Source organism: Burkholderia sp. Ax-1720, assembly GCF_011753035.1.
GTDB lineage: Bacteria > Pseudomonadota > Gammaproteobacteria > Burkholderiales > Burkholderiaceae > Burkholderia > Burkholderia gladioli.
Genome location: NZ_VWWK01000001.1, coordinates 15,097 through 33,076 on the forward strand (window position 1 = coordinate 15,097; position 17,980 = coordinate 33,076).

Sequence of the window (17,980 nt, forward strand, 5' to 3'; positions counted from 1 at the left end):
CTTGCTACCACGCGAAGCGGTCGTGCCCTTGCGAGCGCATCAGCGCTTCCATGAAGTAGTAATCGCCATAAGGCAGCATGTTGTCGTGGCGCCCCGCCGGCACATGTGCCGCGCCGTGGGCCAGCAGGCCGTGCGCGGCCGCGTCGCCGCTCAGGTCGCAACTATCGAGCAGGCCATCCACCAGGCGATCCGCGAAGGCGCGCCAGCGTGTCTTGTCCGCTTCCTCGCTGGATGCGGCGAGCAGGTAGAGACCGGCCGCCATGATCGCGCCGGCCGAGCTGTCTGGCCAGGGCGTTTCCCCATCGGGCAAGCGGTAATCCCAGGGCGGCACCGCGCGATCGCCGAGCAGCGTCTCGGCCGTGGCGGCCAGTTGCGCGGCGATCTGCCGATGCTGCGGATTGCGCGTGTAGGCGTAGGTTTGCGCGAAGCCGTGGATCAACCAGGCCTGCCCGCGCGCCCAGCAGGATTCGTGGGCATATCCCTGGCGCGTCTCGCCGCGCAGCGGTTCCCCGCCCGCGTCGAACAGGAAGGTGTGATAGGTGCTGCCGTCCTCGCGGATCAGGTGCCGGCTCGAGGCCAGTGCATGCGCATCGGCGATCTCGCGATAGGCGGGCTGCCCTTCCTCGCGATCGGCCCAGTAGAGCAGCGCGAGGTTCTGCATCGTGTCGGCGATGATGCGGCCGGCCGCGAAGCGCGAATAGGCCGGATCGCCGGCCCGCGAATTCCATGCCTTCAGGTAGCCGCCGCCGGCTTCGTGGCGCTGCGCGAGCAGGCTTGCCGCCTTCAGCGCGAGCGCGCGGGCTTCCTCGTTGCCGGTCATCTTCCAGTCGGCCACGCAGGACAGCGAGAACTGGAAGCCGGTGTCGTGATCGAGTTCGCGCGGATGCCTGAGCAACTCGCGAAACCACTGGCGGCGCGCCTGCGCCGCGATCACGAAGGCCGGATCGCCGGTCAGCGCGGCGGCCAGCCATAACTGGCCGGCCTGGAAACCGATCACCCAGTCGAACGCGTCGCAATACTCCCAGCTCAGGTCCGGCAGGCCGATCTTCGGATTGCGCAGGCCGACGATCGGCATGGTCGCCTTCAGCTTGGCGACGCAGCGCAGCAGCGCGGCCTGGTGCCGGTCCATCGAACGGACCTCGGCGACTTCCACGAAATAGGTGCTGGGCGGGCCGTCTTGCTTCATCTCTCCTCCGGTGGCCAGGTTTTCATTTTCATTGCAGCCGGTATTGAATCACATCGATCAAATTTCCGGAACATCGTTTCGAACTAAATAAAGAAGAAATCGGGGCCGAAAAGACGACTGGTGAAAATGAGGGTGCTTTATCGATACGACTTGGATTTTCAGGGGTAAACGATAGGCGGCTCAGTGCATTTCGATTCGGACCATCGTTCCGGATGCGTGCTAGATTGCCTTCATGCCGGCCCGGGCGGCAAGTCCGGGAATCCTCGCGCAGCGCGTCGTCGTATCGATAAGGGAAGTCGTTCGGGCGTTGGCGCGGCAGACGTTTCGGCATCCATATCAAGAACGAGAAGGACGAGAAAAACGAGAAGGACGAGACAGATGGACGTCAATATCGCCGTGGTGGCCGGCTATTTCCTGCTGATGTTCGCGATCGGCGCCGCGTTCAGGAAGATGGCCAGCCAGTCGGCCAGCGATTATTTTCGCGGCGGCGGCCGCATGCTGTGGTGGATGGTCGGCAGCTCCGCCTTCATGATCCAGTTCTCGGCCTGGACCTTCACCGGCGCCGCCGGCGAGGCCTTCCGCAACGGCTTGCCGGCCTGCTACGTCTATATCGGCAACTGCGTCGGCTACCTGGTCGCCACCTTCTGGCTCGGCAGGCGCTTCTGCCAACTGCGTTGCGACGCGCCCACCCAGGCGATCCGCCAGCGCTTCGGGCGCGGCAACGAACAGTTCTTCACCTGGTCGGTGATTCCGCTGTCGATCCTGCAGGGCGCCGTCTCGCTCAACGCGCTGGCGGTGTTCTTCTCGGCTGTCACGGGCTTCCACCTGAGCACCACGCTCTGGCTCACCGGCTTGTCGGTGCTGGCGCTGTCCTTCCTCGGCGGCGCCTGGGGCGTGGTCGCCTCCGATTTCGTGCAGTCGATCGTGGTGGCGGTGATGTCGGTGGCCTGCGCGATCGTCGCGCTGGTCAAGCTGGGCGGGCCGGGCGAGATCGTCGCGCGCTTTCCGGTCGATTTCCTCACCGGGCCCGACTACAGCCACGGCAGCCTGCTGGTGGGCTCCTTCCTGTTCCTGTGCGTCAAGCAGATGCTGGCCATCAACAACATGAAGGATGCCTATCGATTCCTGAACGCCAAGGATTCGCGCAACGCGACCCGGGCCGCGCTGTTCGCGCTGGTGCTGATGACGGCGGGCGCGCTGATCTGGATGGTGCCGCCCTGGGCCGCGGCGATCCTCTACCCCGATGCGGCCGTCGCGCATGCGCACGACCTGGGGTCCAAGTCGGGCGACGCGGTGTTCCTGGTGTTCGTCGAGCGCGCGATGCCGCTGGGCACGGTCGGCCTGCTGATGGCGGGCATGTTCTCGGCCACCATGGCCTCGATGGACGCGGCGCTGAACCACAACGCCGGGATCTTCGTGCGCAGCTTCTACCAGCCGGTGATCCGCGGCGCTCGCGCCTTGTCCGAGCGCGAATCGGTGCTGGCCGGCAAGGGCATGAACGTGCTCAACGGGCTGGTGATCATCGTGATCGCGCTGGGCTTCTCCCACCTGAAGGGCTTGAGCCTGTTCACGCTGATGATGCGGGTGGGCACCCTGGCGACCTTGCCGATCGTGGTGCCGCTGTTCCTCGGCCTGCTGATCCGGCGCGTGCCGGATTGGGCCGGCTGGGCCACGGTGGTGGTCGGGCTGGGCGTGTCCTGCCTGTGCAGCGCGGTGATCTCGGGCCACGAGCTGAGCCGCTGGTTCGGCTGGGGCTTCAGCGCGCGCGAGACTTCCGAGTTCGACACCATGTGGGCCGTGCTCTGCCATTGCGTGCTGACGGGCGGTTTCTTCGTCGCCACGCGACTGTTCCATCGCCAGCCGGACGCGGCCCGCGCCGGCGTGCTGGCGAAGTTCTGGCGCGATTACGCGACGCCCGTTCACAGCGACGGCCTGCAGGGCGAGTTCGATCGCCTGCAGCGACTCAAGCTCGGCCGCATCACGCTCGTGATGACGGCGGGCCTGCTGGCGATGGTGGCGATTCCGAATCCCGCCTGGGGGCGGCTGGTGTTTCTCGGCTGCGCGCTGGCGGTCGGCACCATCGGCGCGCTGCTGGTGCGCAGCGCGCGGGCGACGAAGGTGCTGCCGGACGCGGCCCTGCCGACCCACGACGGCACGCACGACGACGGCAGGCTGCGCGCGACGCGCTCCAGCGCCTGAACCCATCATCCGAATCGAGTGTCGCGGCGCCTGCCGGATGTAGGCACCGCGATGCGTGAAACGCGCGGCGAGGGCCGTCGCGCGAGCGGGTCGTGCCCACCCGCCGATGCAAGGGGCAAGCTCGAAAGGCGACTTCGATCGTCACGGCAGCCGCAAGCCGGTCGATCGGCAATCCATATCGATAGCAACCCAGGAGATGACATGAAGCGAAGATTCCAGGTCTCGATGATGGCAGGCGGCGCGCTGGCGGTGCTGGCGCTCGGCGCGGCCGGCGGCAACGCGCAGGCGGCGGGTTTCAAGCACCCCGGCATCCTCGTCACGCAGGCGCGTCTCGACTACGTGAAAGGGCAGATCGCCGCGAACAACAAGCTGTTCGTCAATGCCTTCAACCAGATGAAGGGCAGTAGCTGGGCCTCGAAGACCTACAAGATTGCCGGCACGCTCGACGGCGGCTATATCTCGTGCGATGCGGTGTCCTCGAACGATCACGGCTGCAAGGCCGAGCAGGGCGACATGACGGCGGCCTACACGCAGGCGCTGATGTGGTACCTGACGGGCGACAGCACCTACGCGAAGAACGCCGTCTCGATCATGAACTTCTACGCGCGCAACCTGAAGGGCGGCCATCGCGGCGCCAACGCGCCGCTGCAATCGGCCTGGGCCGCCGAGGTCTGGCCGGCCGCCGCCGAGATCATCCGCTACACCTACAGCGGCTGGTCGGCCAGCGACGCCAAGGCCTTCGGCACCATGCTGAGCACCCAGCACCTGCCCTACATCACCGGCAGCAACGGCAATGGCGGCAACGGCAACTGGAAGCTCAGCATGATCGACGGGATGATCGGCATCGCCGTCTACAACGACGACCAATCGCTGTTCAATACCGCCACCGGCACCTTCCGCCAGTGGATGTCGGCCTATTACTACAACGCCGCGAAGGACGGCGGCGCGCCGGTCAAGTTCTCCGGCGGCCCGGGCGGCTGGAACGGCCAGACCGTGTTCAACGCGCAGGTCAGCGGCGTCACGCAGGAAACCTGCCGCGATACGCAGCACGTCGGGCTCGGCATGGCCGCCACCTTCAACGCGGCCGAGACCGCCTATATCCAGGGCACCGACCTCTATGCCGTGTTCGCGGACCGCCTCACCACCTCGCTCGAATTCCTCTCGAAGCTGCTGCACGGCACTCGCAACACCTCGCAGACGGCCTACCAGCCGGTGCCGAATGCCTACCTCGGCGCGCTTTGCACCGACGTCTCGGGGCATGCGAACCAGTTCGTGCCGGTGTTGAAGGGCACCATGGTGCGGGCCTACAACGCCTATGCGATCCGCAAGGGCATGTCCCTGCCGGCCACCAAGGCGCACCTGCTCGACGACATCATTCCGGCCGCCGAGGCGAACGATGGCCACAACGTGCAGTGGGAGGTGCTGACGCACGGCGACAGCCCGTCGACACCGGTGGAGTGAGCGCCGGGCGCAAGTGCATCGGTGTCGACGGCGCGCGGCGAGGTGTGAGGTCCCGGCGGTTCAGGCCTTGCGCAGCGCCGCGCGCACGAAGGACACGAAGCGCTCCATCACCGGGTCCTGGCGCGTGTCGGGCCAGGCCAGGCCGACGCGCCAGCGCGCATCGCGATCGCGCAGCTCGAGCACGGCCGCGTCGCGCAGCAGGTGCCGCGCGCGCGAGGGAATGAAGGCGACGCCGGCGCCGGCCGCCACCGAGGCCAGCACCGACTGCACATCCTCGGCCTGCTGGCTGACGTTCGGCACGAACTCGCGCGCGCGGCACCAGCGCTCGACCTGCGCGGCCAGGCCGGCGCCGCGCGAGCGCTGCAGCGCGATGAAGCCGATCTCGTTGAGCGTGGCCAGCCTGGCCGGCAACTGGGCCGGGGTGATCGGCGGCAGTTGCGGCGGCAGCGCCAGCGCGAGGTTTTCCTCCATCACCTTGAACGAGGACAGGCCCTCCACGGCCTGCGCCGGCATGCGCATGAAGCCGGCTTCGAGCTTGCCGGCCAGCAGGCGCCGCGTCTGTTCGCCCGAGGAGAGATCGCTCAGCGTGACCGAGACGGAAGGGTGCTGGCGCCGGAACTCGGCGATCAGCGGCGGCACCAGGGTCAGCACCGACAGGCAGATGCCGATCCGCAGATGGCCGCGCCGGCCGCTGCTCGATTCGCGCGCGCGGGCCAGGATCTCGTCGGCATCGCGCACCAGCGCCTGCGCATCGAGCAGGAAGGCGTCGCCGAACGGCGTCAGCTCGGCGCCGTGCCGGCCGCGCTCGAACAGCCGGCCGCCCAGGCTCGCCTCCAGCGCGCCGATCTGCTTGCTCAGCGCGGGCTGGCTCATGTGCAGCGCATCGGCCGCGCGACCGAAATGGCGCAGCTCGGTGACGGTCAGGAAGGCGCGCAGCAGTTTCAGTTCCATTCTGCGTGGTTATCAAATCGCTCAAAACATTCATTTTACGGATCGATCGCCGCCGCGTTCAATACGGGCTCCTGCTGCCTCGAAGGATTTGCCATGTGCGCCCGACATTTCGATTCATGCCCGACCGGAACCCATGCGGGGGCCGCGGCGGAGCCGCGCGAGCCACAGCCCGGCCGCGACGAGACCACCGGCGCGGAACTCGGGAATCAGCGCGCGCCGACCGAATCGACGGTCGGCAAGCGCGCGCGGGCGAGATTCGTCGAACCGCTCGGCGAAGCGGCGCCGCGGGCGGCGACGGGCTCGATCGCGCTCAGCCTGGCGATCGTCTCGTTTCGCAACTGGCCGCGGCGTGGATTGTGAAGGCGTGAAACCGGCCCGGGCTCAGCTCGCCGTGTCGGCGTGCTCGGGCGGCAAGGGAGAGGGGGCGGGCGATGATGCCGCCGGCGGCGCGGCGACCAGTTCGTCGAGCATGCGTTTGGCATTGTCGCGGCAGGCCATCTCGTCGGGCTTGCCCTCGACCTGCCGGATCACCTCGAGCAGCCGCGCCTTGCTGGCGGCGAGCCGCTGCTCCATGGCCTCGATATCGGCCACCTTGGCGCGCAGCTTGGGCACCAGGTCGGCGTGTCGCCAGTCGGCCAGGTCGTCGGGCAGCATGCTGCGGATCTCGTCGAGCGAGAAGCCGGCTTCCTGCGCGCGCACGATGAGAGCCAGCACCAGTTGCGCCTCGGGCGCGTACTCGCGATAGCCGTTGGCCTGGCGCTGCGCGGCGCGCAGCAGCCCGCTGGCCTCGTAGAAACGGATCCGCGACGGCGCGAGGCCGCTGCGTTTCGCCAGTTCGCCGATCTTCATCGCTGCCTCCCGGGGCTTGACATTCAAGCGAACTTTAAACTTATCGTGAGCGGCATTCAATGCGGGGAGCCGCTCATGACACTTTTCAATTCGCTGACACTGCCGAACGGCGCGACCGTGCCGAACCGCCTCGCGAAGGCGGCGATGGAGGAAAACCTGGCCGATGCCGATCATGCCCCTTCGGAGGCGCTGCTGCGCCTGTATCGCGCCTGGGCCGAGGGCGGCGCCGGGCTGATCCTGACCGGCAACGTGATGATCGACCGCCGCGCGATGACGGGGCCGGGCGGCGTGGTGCTCGAGGACGATGCGCATCTCGAGCGCTTCCGGCGCTGGGCCGAGGCATCGCGCGCGGGCGGCGCCCAGGTGTGGATGCAGATCAACCACCCGGGGCGCCAGATGCCGGCCGAGCTCGGCCAGCCGACCATCGCGCCCTCTGCCGTGCCGCTCGACATGGGCGCCTTCTCGAACCGCTTCCCGGTGCCCGAGGCGATGGACGAGGCGCGCATCGACGAGGTCACGCGGCGCTTCGCGCGCACCGCGCAACTGGCCGAGGCGGCCGGCTTCACGGGCGTGCAGATCCACGCCGCGCATGGTTACCTGCTGAGCCAGTTCCTCTCGCCGCTGTCGAATCGGCGCGGCGATCGCTGGGGCGGCTCGATCGAGAACCGCGCGCGGCTGCTGCTGGACGTGGTGCGCGCCGTGCGCGCGGTGGTGAGCCCCGGTTTCGCCGTGTCGGTGAAGCTGAATTCGGCGGATTTCCAGCGCGGCGGCTTCGACCCCGAGGACGCGAAACAGGTGGTGGCGATGCTCAACGAACTCGCGGTCGACCTGATCGAGCTGTCGGGCGGCAGCTACGAGGCGCCGGCCATGCAGGGCCAGGCGCGCGACGGCCGCACGCTGGCGCGCGAGGCCTATTTCCTGGAGTTCGCCGAGGACATCGCCGCCGTCTCGCGCGTGCCGCTGATGGTGACGGGCGGGATCCGGCGCCGCGCGGTGGTCGAGCAGGTGCTGGCCAGCGGCGTGGCGATGGCCGGCATCGCCACCGCCATGTCGATCGATCCGGCGCTGCCGCGGCGCTGGCGCGCCGGCGAGGAGATCGTGCCGGTGCTGCGGCCGGTCACGCTGAAGAACAAGATGCTCGGCGCGATGGCCAACATGGCGATGGTCAAGTACCAGCTGGTGAGGCTGAGCCGCGGCCGTCGCACCCGGCCGGACGTCTGGCCGGTCGGCGCGCTGCTCCGGCAACGCCTGGCCAATGCCTGCCAGACGCGGCAGTATCGGCGCTGGACCGGCGCGGCGCGCTGAATATCCTGTAGAAAAACTGGTGATGGAAGGGCGCCCGATGCGATCGCGACATACCGCATCGGGCTTCAATTCCTGGCGGAACGGCCGATCCTCGCGGGATTTGCAGAGACAGTAGAAATTCTACTGACTCGAAGCAGAATTGATGGTTCGACACCGGCGTTTGCGCGTCCTACAGTGCGGCATGCACGGGACGGCCGGAGCCTGGGCCGCCCATTCTCAACCCAGGAGAAAACATGTCTGCAGAAAAAGTTGCACTCGTCACCGCCGCCGGCAAGGGCATGGGCGCCGCGATCGCGCGCGAGCTGGCCGCCGGCGGTTATCGCGTCGCGCTGATGTCGCCTTCGGGCAGCGCCGTCGAGCTGGCCGCCGAACTGGGCGGCTTCGGCATCGCCGGTTCGGTCACCGAGGATGCCGATATCGGGCGCTTCGTCGACGAGACGCTCGCCAGGTACGGCCGCATCGACGCGGTCGTCAACAACACCGGCCATCCGCCCAAGGGCGATCTGCTCGCGATCGGCGACGAGCAATGGCATCTCGGCCTCGACCTGGTCGTGCTGAACGTGGCGCGCGTGCTGCGTCGCGTGACGCCGGTGTTCGAGAAGCAGGGCGGCGGCGCGGTGGTCAACATCTCGAGCTTCGCGGCCGACGCGCCCGAGCAGGCCATGCCGGTGTCCTCGGCGCTGCGCGCCGCGCTCAGCGCCTTCACCAAGCTCTATGCCGATCGTTACGCGAGCGCGGGGATCCGCATCAATTCGGTGCTGCCGGGCTTCATCGACAGTTGGCCGGAAACGCCCGAGATCGTCGCGCGGATCCCGGCGGGGCGCTTCGGCAAGACCGAGGAGATCGCGAAGACGGTGGCCTTCCTGCTGTCGGACGGCGCCGGCTACATCACGGGCCAGAACCTGCGGGTGGACGGCGGGATCGTCCGCGCGCTGTGAATCGGCTCGAGCCGGGTGCGATCGCCCGATGAAGACATCGCCGGCCTTGCGTATCGCGCAGGCCGGCGATCTCGCATCCGGGGCCCGCTTCAGCGCAACTGCACGGCCGCCAGGCACAGGATCATGCTGCCCACCGCGCCGTCGAGCAGGCGCCAGGCGAGCGCCTTCCTGAACCAGGGCGCGAGCAGGCGCGCGCCATAGCCCACGCCGACGAACCACAGCACGCTGACCAGCATCGCGCCGATCGCGAAGGCGGCGCGCGTGCCGTCCGGCTCGCGGGCGCCGGCCGTGCCGATCAGCAGGAAGGTGTCGAGATAGACATGCGGGTTGAGCCAGGTCAGCGCGAGCGTGGAGAGCACCACCGGCCAGGCGCCCTGCACGGGCGGCGCGGCGCTGCCGCTCACGTCGAGCGTCGCGTGGCCCGGCTTCAGCGCGCGGCGCAGCGCGCTCAGGCCGAACCAGGCCAGGTAGGCGAGGCCGAGATAGAGCACGACGTGGATGAAGGTCGGGTAGCGCTCGACCAGGACCGAGGCGCCGCCGACGCCGGCCGCGATCAGCAGCATGTCGGAGGCGGCGCACAGCAGCACGATCTTGCCGACGTGCGAGCGCATGATGCCCTGGCGCAGCAGGAAGGCGTTCTGCGCGCCGATGGTGATGATCAGCGAGGCGCAGAGCGCGGCGCCGTGGGTGAAGGCAATCCAGTTCATGGCAAGGAGGGGCAGTAGACTCGTTCAGAAATTGCCGCTAGTCTGCGGGCAGGCTTCGGATAAGCGAAGCTAATTTCCCTAATGCCGATGAAGGAAAACTGAATGCTCGACTACGCCCTGCTGGAGGCGCTGGCCGCGGTGATCCGGCACGGATCCTTCGAACGCGCGGCCAAGGACCTGAACGTCTCGCCCTCGGCCGTCTCGCAGCGCGTCAAGCTGCTGGAGGAGCGCGTCGGCAGCGTGCTGGTCAAGCGCGGGCAGCCCTGCGTGGCGACCACCTCGGGCGCGCTGCTGTGCCGGCATACCGAGCGCGTGCAGTTGCTGGAGGCCGAGCTTTCCGGGCGCGTGCCGCACCTGCCGGGCAGCGTCGGTGCCTGGCCGACCTTGCGCGTGGCCGTCAACGACGACAGCGTCGCCACCTGGTTCATCGACGCGGTCGGGCCGTTCTGCGCCGAGAGCAACACCTTGCTCGACCTCGTGATCGACGACCAGGACTACACGGCCGAGCGGATTCGCGACGGCAGCGTGCAGGGCGCGATCACGGCGCAGGCCGAGCCGATCCAGGGCTGCCGCTCCACGCGCCTGGGCCGGATCCGCTATCACGCGGTGTGCTCGCCCGATTTCCACGCACGCTATTTTTCCGACGGGCTCACGCGCGAGGCCCTGCGTCGCGCGCCCTGCGTGATGTTCAGCCCCAAGGACAGCCTGCAGATGCGTTTCATCCGGCGCGCCGTGCGCACCGATCTCGATCCGCCCAAGCACTGGATTCCGCACGTGGCCGGTTACCTGCGCGCCTGCGAGACGGGGCTCGGCTGGGGCATGTGCCCGGACCGGATGATCGAGCGGCAGGTGGCGGCCGGCGAGATGATCGACCTCTCGGAAGGGCGCAGCATCGATATCGAGCTCTACTGGCAGAGCTGGCGGCTCTCGATCGACTGGCTCGACGAGTTCAGTCGCGCGCTGAAGACGCAGGCGGCGCGCTGGCTCGATTGAGCCGGGCGGGTCGGCACGAAAAAATGGCGCCCAATGGGCGCCATTTGCATTCGTGGCGGGAAGCGGGAGCGCTGCGCGAGGCAAGGCGCGATCAGATCGCCTGCAGGCCTTCGAAATCGAGGATATGCACGATGCGGCCCTGCATCGACAGCAGGCCGTTGCGCTGGAACTTCGACAGCGTGCGGCTGACGGTTTCGAGCGTGATGCCGAGGTAGCTGCCGATTTCCTCGCGCGTCATGCGCAGGTTGAACTCGGTGGACGAATAACCGCGCGCGAGGTAGCGCCGCGACACGTCGAGCAGGAACGCGGCCACGCGTTCGTCGGCGTTCAGGGAGCCGAGCAGGATCGATTGGGTGGTTTCGCGCACCAGTTGCTCGCTCATCAGCTTGAGCACGCGCGCCTGCAGCGTGCTGGTTTCGGAGCAGAGCGAGCGCAGCGGGGCATAGGGGATCACGCAGACGGTGCTGTCCTCGAGCGCGACGGCGGTGCGCGGGTGCTGGTTGTCGGCGATGCCGTCGAGGCCGAGCGGCTCGCCGGCGAGATGGAGGCCGGCCACCTGCTCGCGGCCGTCGTGACGCGTGGCGACCGACTTCAGCGCGCCCGAGCGCACCGCGTAGAGACTGTCGAAGCCGTCGCCCTCGCGGAACAGCGCATCGCCGCGACGGACCGGGCGTGCCAGGCAGATGACCGTCTCGAGCCGTTCGACGGCATCGTTGCTCAGGCCTTGCGGCACGCAGAGATGGCGCATCGAGCAGGTCGAGCAGTGCGCGGCCTGATGAGGGGACCAGGAGGGGGAGGGACGGGAGCGGACGGGGGACAGCGGGGTGGGGGTCAGCATGTGGTGCTCGCACAAGGAATCACAACGGGGTCATTGTCCCACCGGGTTTTCCATGAGCTGAGCGGCAAAACGCCGCGACGCGAGCTGCGTCGCGGTTGCGTTACGGCAAGGCAATCAGGTTTCCGAATTGTCTGGTTCGGCGGCGGCCGCCGGCGGATGCGAGGCGGCCGAGGGGATCAGCAGCACCGGCAGCGAGGCCTGCCGCAGGCATTGCTCGGCGATGCTGCCGAGCACCAGGCGCTTGAAGCCGCGGCGCCCGTGCGTGCCCAGCACCAGCAGGTCGGCCTGGTACTCCTTGGCGGCCTCGAGGATCAGCGAGGAGACGTCGGCCAGCGTGGTGGCCTCGCCGGTCAGCACGTCGCCCTTCACGCCGGCCTCCTGCATGCGCTGCGCGAATTCGCGGGTCAGGTCGCCGCCCTGCTCGATCAGTTGCGCGCGCAGCACCGAGGGATCGTAGCCGGGCACGTTGTAGTAGAGGGTCGCGTTCTCGACCGCGTAGAACGCGCGCAGCGTGGCGCGTTCGGAGCGCGCGAGCGCGAGGGCGGAGTCGAATGCGTGACGCGAGGTTTCACTGCCGTCGACTGCAACGAAGATGCGCTGGTACATGGTGGCTCCGTGGTGCGTTGAATGAGGGACCGGCCGAGGCCGGGCGGCGTGTGTGCCTTGCTGGATGGGAGCGTATACGAACGGGCCCCGGCTTGCAGTGCCGTGGATCAAAGGCGATTCCGGGAACTGCGCGGTTCGTGTCGCATGATGCGGCGCATCGAGAGACATCGCACGGCGCATCGAGGCCGGCGTGGAGATTCCACGATGTGGGTGGATTGTGAACGCGGCGGCGCGCGCCGATCGGTGAAAACCCCGCCTTCAGACGGCGCGATGCCCGAGGCGCGGCGCGCGCGCGATCATCCAGTGTCGACGGGTTTTATTTCAACTAGAAGGCACCGGGACGACAGAGTATGATTCCCTTTCGAGACGGCGCGGCGGCACGTGCCGGCCGCGCGGCTCCTGCCCGCAACGGGCACCGCGGCACCCTTAACGGACGGCAGTGAAGAAGAACGCAAGGGACTTAAGGTGGGCGCACTCATGCACTCGACGACGACGGCATTCACGCATCGCGGCTATCTGTTGAATTGCGCTCCGGCGCGTGCCAGCGACGGTTCGTTCCAGCCTTACGTGGTCATCTCCCGATCCAGCGACGGCGAATTGGTCGCGAATCGTTTTTTTCCATCCGATCTCCATTTCGGCGACGAAGGCGATGCGATCGCGCATGCGCGTGACTGGGCCGTGCGCTGGATCGATGCGAGCAGCATGACGGTCTAGGCGCGCTCCCCGCGCCCTGGTTTCCCGATCCCGAGTCGCGCGGGCCTGGCCCGGCGCCATCGCGCGTGCCTCGCCGCCGCAACGGAGCGCATCGGCGCCCGGCGCGGCCCGCGTTTCGCGGGCGCGGACGAAACGCGGTAATCTTGTCGACCCTGTCATTCACCTTTTTCAAACAGCGCGGCCGTTCGTTACGCATGTTACGCACGGCCGTCCACAGCGCCATGTCGAAATCGTCCGCTTCGTCCCTCACCCGCGGCTGGGGTCTTGAACAGATCGTCGCCGAACTGCGCGAGTCGCGCGAAACGCTGCATCGCACGCGGCACCCGCGCGGCATTCGCGAGCTGCCCTCGCGCGATGCGATCTGCAAGATTGTGACCGGCCTGCGTGCCTCGCTGTTTCCGACGCATTACGGCGCGCCCGACCTGACCGACGAGAGCGTCGATTTCTACGTCGGCCACACGCTGGAGAGCACCCTGCGCGTGCTGCACGAGCAGGTGCGTCGCGCGCTGCCGTTCCTGCCCGAGTACGCCGATGCGGAGCCGGGCCCGCTCGACGAACGCGCGTTCGAGATCGCGCGCACCTTCGGCGAGCAGTTGCCGGCGATCCGCGCGCTGCTGGTCAGCGACATCCAGGCCGCCTACGCGGGCGACCCCGCCGCGCAGCACATCACCGAGATCCTGCTCTGCTACCCCGGCGTGCTGGCGATGATGCACCACCGCCTCGCGCATGCGCTGCACAAGCTCGGCGTGCCGCTGCTGGCGCGCTTCATCAACGAGATCGCGCATTCGGCCACCGGCATCGACATCCACCCCGGCGCGACCATCGGGCCGAGCTTCTTCATCGACCACGGCACCGGCGTGGTGATCGGCGAGACCGCCATCATCGGCGAGCGCGTGCGCGTCTACCAGGCCGTCACGCTCGGCGCGAAGAGCTTCCCCGCCGACGGCGACGGCACGCTGGTGAAGGGCAACGCGCGCCACCCGATCGTCGAGGACGACGTGGTGATCTATGCCGGCGCGACCATCCTCGGGCGCGTCACGATCGGGCGCGGCTCGGTGATCGGCGGCAACGTCTGGCTTACGCACAGCGTGCCGCCGGGCAGCAGCGTGGCGCAGGGCAAGGTACGCGAGGGCGAGCGCGGCGCCGGCGAGAACGGCGAGGCGCAAGCCTAGGCAGGAAGCATGAAAAACAGGCGCCACGTTCGTGGCGCCTGTTTCAAACGGTATCGAAGGTGAGGTTTTTCGGGAGCCGCCGCCATCGAGGGTGATGCGCCGCGAGCAACGATCGACCCGCTTGATCAGGGTTCCGAAGCAAGGCGCCTTCGAACCAGGCGCCTGACGCTGTGGTTCGACTCAGCTGCCGCGGGCCGGCGAGCGATGCTTGTAGAGCACGTCCTGATCGACGCGAATCAGGTTCTGTCCCGCATCCACCACGAAATCCACGCCGTTGTAGGCGCTGCCCGTCAGCAGCAGGATCGCGTTGGCGACATCCTCGGGCCCCGCGATGCGCGCCAGCGGCGTGGAGGCACGGCTCGCATGCGCGAAATCGGCCTCGGTCTGGTCGTCGCTGGGCAGCATCAATCCCGGGAACACCGCGTTCACGCGCAGCACCGGCGCGGCCGACATCGCCAGCATCTGGGTCAGGTTGCCGAGCGCGGCCTTCGCGACCGTGTAGCTGAAGTGGTCGCGATGGAAGTTCTCCTTGATCTTCTGGTCGATCACGTTGATTACCACGCCCTGCCGGCCGGCGGCCTTGGCGCGCTCGTAGAAGGCCCGGGCGAGCAGGATCGGCGCGCGGCAGTTGACGGTCCAGGCGCTGTCGAAGGCGGCCAGGTCGAAGCCGGGGAAGTGGTCCTGCCAGAACACCGAGGCGTTGTTGACCAGCACGTCGAGCCGCCCGAAGCGGGCATGGACCGCCTCGACCAGCGCATCGCAGGCCGCGGCGTCGGCCAGGTCGGCCTGCAGCGCGATGGCCTCGCCGCCGTCCGTGCCGATCTCGCCGACGGCCTCGGCGGCCGCCTCGGCCGAGCGGTCGTAGTGGACCGCGACGCGATAGCCCCGCGCGCCGAAGTGCCTGGCGAAGGCGCGGCCCGCGCGACGCGCGGCGCCCGTCACCAGCACCACGGGCGCCTCGCGCAGGTCGGTGTCGTGCGGCATCACGTGTTCGTCAGGTTGACCGAGGACGGATTCGACACGATCGAGAGGAATTCGCGACGCGTGGACGGATCGGTGCGGAAGGTGCCGAGCATGCGCGAGGTGACCATCTCGACGCCGGGCTTGTGGATGCCGCGCGTGGAGATGCACTGGTGGGCGGCTTCGAGGATCACGCCCACGCCCTTGGGCTGCAGTACCTCGAACAGCGTGTCGGCGATCTGCACCGTCATCTTTTCCTGGATCTGCAGGCGCTTGGCGAAGGCGTCCACCAGCCGCGCCAGCTTCGAGATGCCGACCACGCGGTGGTTCGGCAGGTAGGCCACGTGCGCGCGCCCGATGATCGGCACCATGTGGTGCTCGCAATAGCTCTCGAAGCGGATGTCCTTCAGCACGATCATCTCGTCGTAGCCTTCCACCTCGCTGAAGGTACGCGCGAGGATGTCCTTCGGCTCGAGCTGGTAGCCCTTGAAGAATTCCTCGTAGGCGCGCGCCACGCGCGCGGGCGTGTCGAGCAGGCCCTCGCGGGTAGGATCGTCGCCGGCCCAGCGCAGCAGGACGCGCACGGCGTCCTCGGCTTCGGCGCGGCTCGGGCGCTCGGCGGGTTGGGCGGTCTTGGCGACCGTGGTCTCGGCTGCCGCCTTGCCGGCGGTCTTGCGTTTGGACATGCTCTCGGGCTCCTAGGGTTGCCGCCTGGCGCGGCTGACCGGGCATTGTTTCATGGTTTTGACGCAGATGCCGCGCCTTGTCCCGGATAGGGTTATTCGACGGCGTCCGGGGTGAGGTTCATTTCGGCCATTCGTCCAGCGCGTCGTTGAACAGGTCGGCCACCATGCCGCGCAGCCAGGCCGTGCGCGGATCGTTGTGGTACTTGCGATGCCAGTGCTGGCGCAGGTCGAAGCGCGGCAGCGGCAAGGGCGGCTCGACCAGGGTGATCGAGGCGTGCTCGGCCGCGTAGGCATAACCGATCGCGTGCGGCACGGTGGCGATCAGATCGGTGCGGCCCAGGATGAAGGGCAGGCTCATGAAGTGCGGCGTCTCCAGCACCGCGCGCCGCTGCAGCCGCGCCTTCGCCAGGTGCTGCTCGAGGATCTCCTGGCTGCGCCCCTCGGCGCGCACCACGGCGTGGCCGCAGGCGAGGAACTGCTCCAGCGTGAGCGGTTTGCCGGCCAGCGGATGGCCGCGTCGCATCAGGCAGATGAAGCGATGCGTGAACAGACGCTGCTGGAAGAAGTTGCTGCCGCCCAGGTCGGGGAAATAGCCGACCGCCAGGTCGACGCCGCCCGCCTCCAGCCCGCGCTCGATCTCCGCATGCGGCAGCGACACCGAGCGCAGGTTCGCGCGCGGCGCGCGCCGCGCCAGCTCCTGCAGCAGCCTGGGCAGGAACACGATCTCGCCGACGTCGGACAACGCGATCGAGAAGGTGCTGGTATCGGTCGCCGGATCGAAATCGTGCGGCGCGACCAGCCCGCGGCGGATCTGCGCGAGCGCGTCGCGCGCGGCCGGCACCAGGGCCAGCGCACGCGGCGTCGGCTCCATGCCGCGCGAGGTGCGCACGAACAAGGGATCGCCGAAATGCTCGCGCAGCCGGCCCAGCGCCGCGCTCACGCGCGGCTGGCTGACGCCGAGCAGGTCGCCGGCGCGGCTCACGTTGCGCGTCTCGTCGAGCGCCACCAGGTAGGGAATCAGGTTCAGGTCGAGTTCGGACATGCCTCACCACTATCGGAATTCGATATGGAACATATCTCCAAAATGGCATTGCCGCATAGTCGGCGAAGCCCGAACATCCGTTTCACTAATCGAATCAATGTTCAGGAGACGAACAATGCGTACCCAGGTCGCGATTGTCGGCGCCGGTCCCGCCGGGCTGCTGCTTTCCCATCTTCTTCGCCTGCAGGGCATCGACGCGGTGCTGGTCGAGGCGCGCTCGCGCGAGTATTGCGAGAACCGGATCCGCGCCGGCGTGCTGGAGCAGGGCACCGTCGACACGCTCAACCAAGCCGGGCTCGGCGAGCGCATGCGCAGCCAGGGGCTGGTGCATCACGGCATCGAGCTGCTGTTCTCGGGCGAGCGGCACCGCATCGACCTGTCGGCGCTGACGGGCGGCCGCGCGATCACCGTCTATAGCCAGCACGAGGTGGTGCGCGACCTGATCGCCGCCGGCATCGAGCAGGGTCACGCGATGCATTTCGAGGTGAGCGAGGTGGCGCTGCACGAGGTGACCGGCGAACGGCCGGCCGTCACCTTCCGGCGCCAGGACGGCGTGGCCGAGCGCATCGATTGCGACTTCATCGCCGGCTGCGACGGCTTCCACGGCATCGCGCGGCAGACCATTCCCGAGGCGCTGCAGCGCTGCTACGAGCGCGTCTATCCCTTCGCCTGGCTCGGCATCCTGGCCGACGCGGCGCCTTCGCTCGACGAGCTCGTTTATGCCCATCACGAGCGCGGTTTCGCGCTGTTCTCGATGCGCTCGCCCAGCGTCACGCGGCTCTACCTGCAATGCCGCCCCGACGAGGATCTCGCGCAATGGTCCGACGCGCGGATCTGGGACGAACTGCACACGCGCTTCTCGAACGGCACGGGCTGGACGCCGACCGAAGGCGCGATCACGCAGAAGAGCGTCACGCCGATGCGCAGCTTTGTGTGCGAGACCATGCGCCACGGCCGGCTGCTGCTGGCCGGCGACGCCGCCCACATCGTGCCGCCGACCGGCGCCAAGGGCATGAACCTGGCGGTGGCCGACGTGCGGACGCTGTCGCGGGCGCTGGCCGCCCACTATCGCGGCGACGCCGCACCGCTCGACGCCTATTCGTCGACCTGCCTGGAACGCGTCTGGCGCGCCGAGCACTTCTCCTACTTCATGACCAACATGCTGCACGCCTCGCCCGAGGACACGCCCTTCGTCGATCGCCTCAAGCTGGCCGAGCTGAAGTACGTGACGCGCTCGCCCGCGGCGGCGCGCGCGCTGGCCGAGAACTACGTCGGCCTGCCCTTCGACGACGCGGCCGCCTCCGCATCACCCCGCCTTGACAAGGCCGCGAGCGAGATTCTATGATCGCCGCATCGTTCGCTAATCGAATCTG

General features: G+C 68.3%; 18 protein-coding genes. 9 read left to right on the forward strand and 9 right to left on the reverse strand.

Translation table 11 applies throughout. The features are described 5' to 3' along the window. Nucleotides 1–4 precede the first annotated feature (4 nt). Nucleotides 5–1,186: a glycoside hydrolase family 88 protein gene (locus F3J18_RS00080; protein ID WP_166910585.1), complete on the reverse strand. Its 1,182-nt coding sequence runs from the start codon at nt 1,184–1,186 to the stop codon at nt 5–7. 378 nt (nt 1,187–1,564) lie between these two features. Here F3J18_RS00080 and F3J18_RS00085 point away from each other — a divergent pair, with 378 nt between their 5' ends. Together F3J18_RS00085 and F3J18_RS00090 are read left to right on the forward strand one after the other, a co-directional pair. Beyond that, nucleotides 1,565–3,385 (forward strand): transporter, encoded by a 1,821-nt coding sequence (locus tag F3J18_RS00085; protein WP_166910587.1) that lies wholly within the window; start codon nt 1,565–1,567, stop codon nt 3,383–3,385. A 201-nt stretch (nt 3,386–3,586) separates the two neighbouring features. Further along, complete coding sequence (locus F3J18_RS00090) at nt 3,587–4,846, forward strand: alginate lyase family protein (RefSeq protein ID WP_166910589.1); 1,260 nt, start codon at nt 3,587–3,589, stop codon at nt 4,844–4,846. A 60-nt stretch (nt 4,847–4,906) separates the two neighbouring features. Here the strand turns inward: F3J18_RS00090 and F3J18_RS00095 are convergent, their stop codons facing one another. After that, nucleotides 4,907–5,797, reverse strand: coding sequence for a LysR family transcriptional regulator (locus F3J18_RS00095; RefSeq protein WP_036028211.1), 891 nt, complete (start codon nt 5,795–5,797; stop codon nt 4,907–4,909). Here F3J18_RS00095 and F3J18_RS00100 point away from each other — a divergent pair. Further along, nucleotides 5,747–6,157, forward strand: coding sequence for a hypothetical protein (locus F3J18_RS00100; protein WP_166910591.1), 411 nt, complete (start codon nt 5,747–5,749; stop codon nt 6,155–6,157). The two genes, F3J18_RS00095 and F3J18_RS00100, sit on opposite strands and share 51 nt — an antisense overlap. Before the next feature lie 21 nt (nt 6,158–6,178). Here F3J18_RS00100 and F3J18_RS00105 read toward each other — a convergent pair whose 3' ends face one another. Further along, nucleotides 6,179–6,646, reverse strand: a complete 468-nt coding sequence (locus tag F3J18_RS00105) for a MerR family transcriptional regulator (RefSeq protein WP_036028209.1) — start codon at nt 6,644–6,646, stop codon at nt 6,179–6,181. Nucleotides 6,647–6,721: 75 nt separating this feature from the next. Here F3J18_RS00105 and F3J18_RS00110 point away from each other — a divergent pair, with 75 nt between their 5' ends. Further along, complete coding sequence (locus F3J18_RS00110; RefSeq protein ID WP_166910593.1) at nt 6,722–7,951, forward strand: NADH:flavin oxidoreductase/NADH oxidase family protein; 1,230 nt, start codon at nt 6,722–6,724, stop codon at nt 7,949–7,951. 233 nt (nt 7,952–8,184) lie between these two features. Beyond that, complete coding sequence (locus tag F3J18_RS00115) at nt 8,185–8,889, forward strand: SDR family oxidoreductase (protein ID WP_036054995.1); 705 nt, start codon at nt 8,185–8,187, stop codon at nt 8,887–8,889. Nucleotides 8,890–8,978: 89 nt separating this feature from the next. On the opposite strand, the gene F3J18_RS00120 is transcribed toward F3J18_RS00115, so the two are convergent. Then, a complete protein-coding gene (locus F3J18_RS00120; RefSeq protein ID WP_098182367.1) occupies nt 8,979–9,596 on the reverse strand; it encodes a LysE/ArgO family amino acid transporter in 618 nt (205 codons plus the stop codon). A gap of 102 nt (nt 9,597–9,698) precedes the next feature. Here F3J18_RS00120 and F3J18_RS00125 point away from each other — a divergent pair, with 102 nt between their 5' ends. Continuing rightward, complete coding sequence (locus F3J18_RS00125) at nt 9,699–10,589, forward strand: LysR family transcriptional regulator ArgP (RefSeq protein WP_046581094.1); 891 nt, start codon at nt 9,699–9,701, stop codon at nt 10,587–10,589. A gap of 91 nt (nt 10,590–10,680) precedes the next feature. Here F3J18_RS00125 and fnr read toward each other — a convergent pair whose 3' ends face one another. Both fnr and F3J18_RS00135 read right to left on the reverse strand, forming a co-directional pair. Then, nucleotides 10,681–11,427 (reverse strand): fumarate/nitrate reduction transcriptional regulator Fnr, encoded by a 747-nt coding sequence (gene fnr / locus F3J18_RS00130; protein WP_013688927.1) that lies wholly within the window; start codon nt 11,425–11,427, stop codon nt 10,681–10,683. Between the two features lie 114 nt (nt 11,428–11,541). After that, entirely contained in the window at nt 11,542–12,033 is a 492-nt protein-coding gene (locus F3J18_RS00135; protein WP_025100772.1) for a universal stress protein, read from the reverse strand. A gap of 477 nt (nt 12,034–12,510) precedes the next feature. Between F3J18_RS00135 and F3J18_RS00140 the strand changes: the two genes are divergently transcribed. Further along, nucleotides 12,511–12,747: a hypothetical protein gene (locus F3J18_RS00140; protein ID WP_013688929.1), complete on the forward strand. Its 237-nt coding sequence runs from the start codon at nt 12,511–12,513 to the stop codon at nt 12,745–12,747. Nucleotides 12,748–12,968: 221 nt separating this feature from the next. Next, a complete protein-coding gene (gene epsC / locus F3J18_RS00145; RefSeq protein ID WP_025100773.1) occupies nt 12,969–13,919 on the forward strand; it encodes a serine O-acetyltransferase EpsC in 951 nt (316 codons plus the stop codon). Between the two features lie 180 nt (nt 13,920–14,099). Here epsC and F3J18_RS00150 read toward each other — a convergent pair whose 3' ends face one another. The 3 genes from F3J18_RS00150 to F3J18_RS00160 all read right to left on the reverse strand — a co-directional run bounded on the left by F3J18_RS00150 (nt 14,100) and on the right by F3J18_RS00160 (nt 16,607). Beyond that, a complete protein-coding gene (locus F3J18_RS00150) occupies nt 14,100–14,903 on the reverse strand; it encodes an SDR family NAD(P)-dependent oxidoreductase (protein WP_166910596.1) in 804 nt (267 codons plus the stop codon). Continuing rightward, entirely contained in the window at nt 14,903–15,565 is a 663-nt protein-coding gene (gene folE / locus F3J18_RS00155; protein ID WP_025100775.1) for a GTP cyclohydrolase I FolE, read from the reverse strand. Before folE ends, F3J18_RS00150 begins: the two co-directional genes overlap by 1 nt. A 118-nt stretch (nt 15,566–15,683) precedes the next feature. Continuing rightward, nucleotides 15,684–16,607 carry a LysR family transcriptional regulator gene (locus F3J18_RS00160; RefSeq protein ID WP_166910598.1) on the reverse strand — a complete coding sequence of 308 codons (924 nt, stop codon included), beginning with the start codon at nt 16,605–16,607 and terminating at the stop codon, nt 15,684–15,686. A 115-nt stretch (nt 16,608–16,722) separates the two neighbouring features. Here F3J18_RS00160 and F3J18_RS00165 point away from each other — a divergent pair, with 115 nt between their 5' ends. After that, complete coding sequence (locus F3J18_RS00165; RefSeq protein WP_025100777.1) at nt 16,723–17,952, forward strand: 4-hydroxybenzoate 3-monooxygenase; 1,230 nt, start codon at nt 16,723–16,725, stop codon at nt 17,950–17,952. Nucleotides 17,953–17,980: the final 28 nt, after the last annotated feature.

What these genes read in the sequence shown, in the direction of transcription:
- F3J18_RS00100 (WP_166910591.1), top strand. Translation starts at nt 5,747, where the DNA reads ATGGCGCAGCTCGGTGACGGTCAGGAAGGCGCGCAGCAGTTTCAGTTC.
- F3J18_RS00165 (WP_025100777.1), top strand. Translation starts at nt 16,723, where the DNA reads ATGCGTACCCAGGTCGCGATTGTCGGCGCCGGTCCCGCCGGGCTGCTG.
- F3J18_RS00125 (WP_046581094.1), top strand. Translation starts at nt 9,699, where the DNA reads ATGCTCGACTACGCCCTGCTGGAGGCGCTGGCCGCGGTGATCCGGCAC.
- F3J18_RS00150 (WP_166910596.1), bottom strand. Translation starts at nt 14,903, where the DNA reads ATGCCGCACGACACCGACCTGCGCGAGGCGCCCGTGGTGCTGGTGACG.
- F3J18_RS00080 (WP_166910585.1), bottom strand. Translation starts at nt 1,186, where the DNA reads ATGAAGCAAGACGGCCCGCCCAGCACCTATTTCGTGGAAGTCGCCGAG.
- F3J18_RS00115 (WP_036054995.1), top strand. Translation starts at nt 8,185, where the DNA reads ATGTCTGCAGAAAAAGTTGCACTCGTCACCGCCGCCGGCAAGGGCATG.
- F3J18_RS00135 (WP_025100772.1), bottom strand. Translation starts at nt 12,033, where the DNA reads ATGTACCAGCGCATCTTCGTTGCAGTCGACGGCAGTGAAACCTCGCGT.
- F3J18_RS00105 (WP_036028209.1), bottom strand. Translation starts at nt 6,646, where the DNA reads ATGAAGATCGGCGAACTGGCGAAACGCAGCGGCCTCGCGCCGTCGCGG.
- F3J18_RS00110 (WP_166910593.1), top strand. Translation starts at nt 6,722, where the DNA reads ATGACACTTTTCAATTCGCTGACACTGCCGAACGGCGCGACCGTGCCG.
- F3J18_RS00095 (WP_036028211.1), bottom strand. Translation starts at nt 5,797, where the DNA reads ATGGAACTGAAACTGCTGCGCGCCTTCCTGACCGTCACCGAGCTGCGC.
- F3J18_RS00160 (WP_166910598.1), bottom strand. Translation starts at nt 16,607, where the DNA reads ATGTCCGAACTCGACCTGAACCTGATTCCCTACCTGGTGGCGCTCGAC.
- F3J18_RS00090 (WP_166910589.1), top strand. Translation starts at nt 3,587, where the DNA reads ATGAAGCGAAGATTCCAGGTCTCGATGATGGCAGGCGGCGCGCTGGCG.
- fnr (WP_013688927.1), bottom strand. Translation starts at nt 11,427, where the DNA reads ATGCTGACCCCCACCCCGCTGTCCCCCGTCCGCTCCCGTCCCTCCCCC.
- folE (WP_025100775.1), bottom strand. Translation starts at nt 15,565, where the DNA reads ATGTCCAAACGCAAGACCGCCGGCAAGGCGGCAGCCGAGACCACGGTC.
- F3J18_RS00140 (WP_013688929.1), top strand. Translation starts at nt 12,511, where the DNA reads ATGCACTCGACGACGACGGCATTCACGCATCGCGGCTATCTGTTGAAT.
- F3J18_RS00120 (WP_098182367.1), bottom strand. Translation starts at nt 9,596, where the DNA reads ATGAACTGGATTGCCTTCACCCACGGCGCCGCGCTCTGCGCCTCGCTG.
- F3J18_RS00085 (WP_166910587.1), top strand. Translation starts at nt 1,565, where the DNA reads ATGGACGTCAATATCGCCGTGGTGGCCGGCTATTTCCTGCTGATGTTC.
- epsC (WP_025100773.1), top strand. Translation starts at nt 12,969, where the DNA reads ATGTCGAAATCGTCCGCTTCGTCCCTCACCCGCGGCTGGGGTCTTGAA.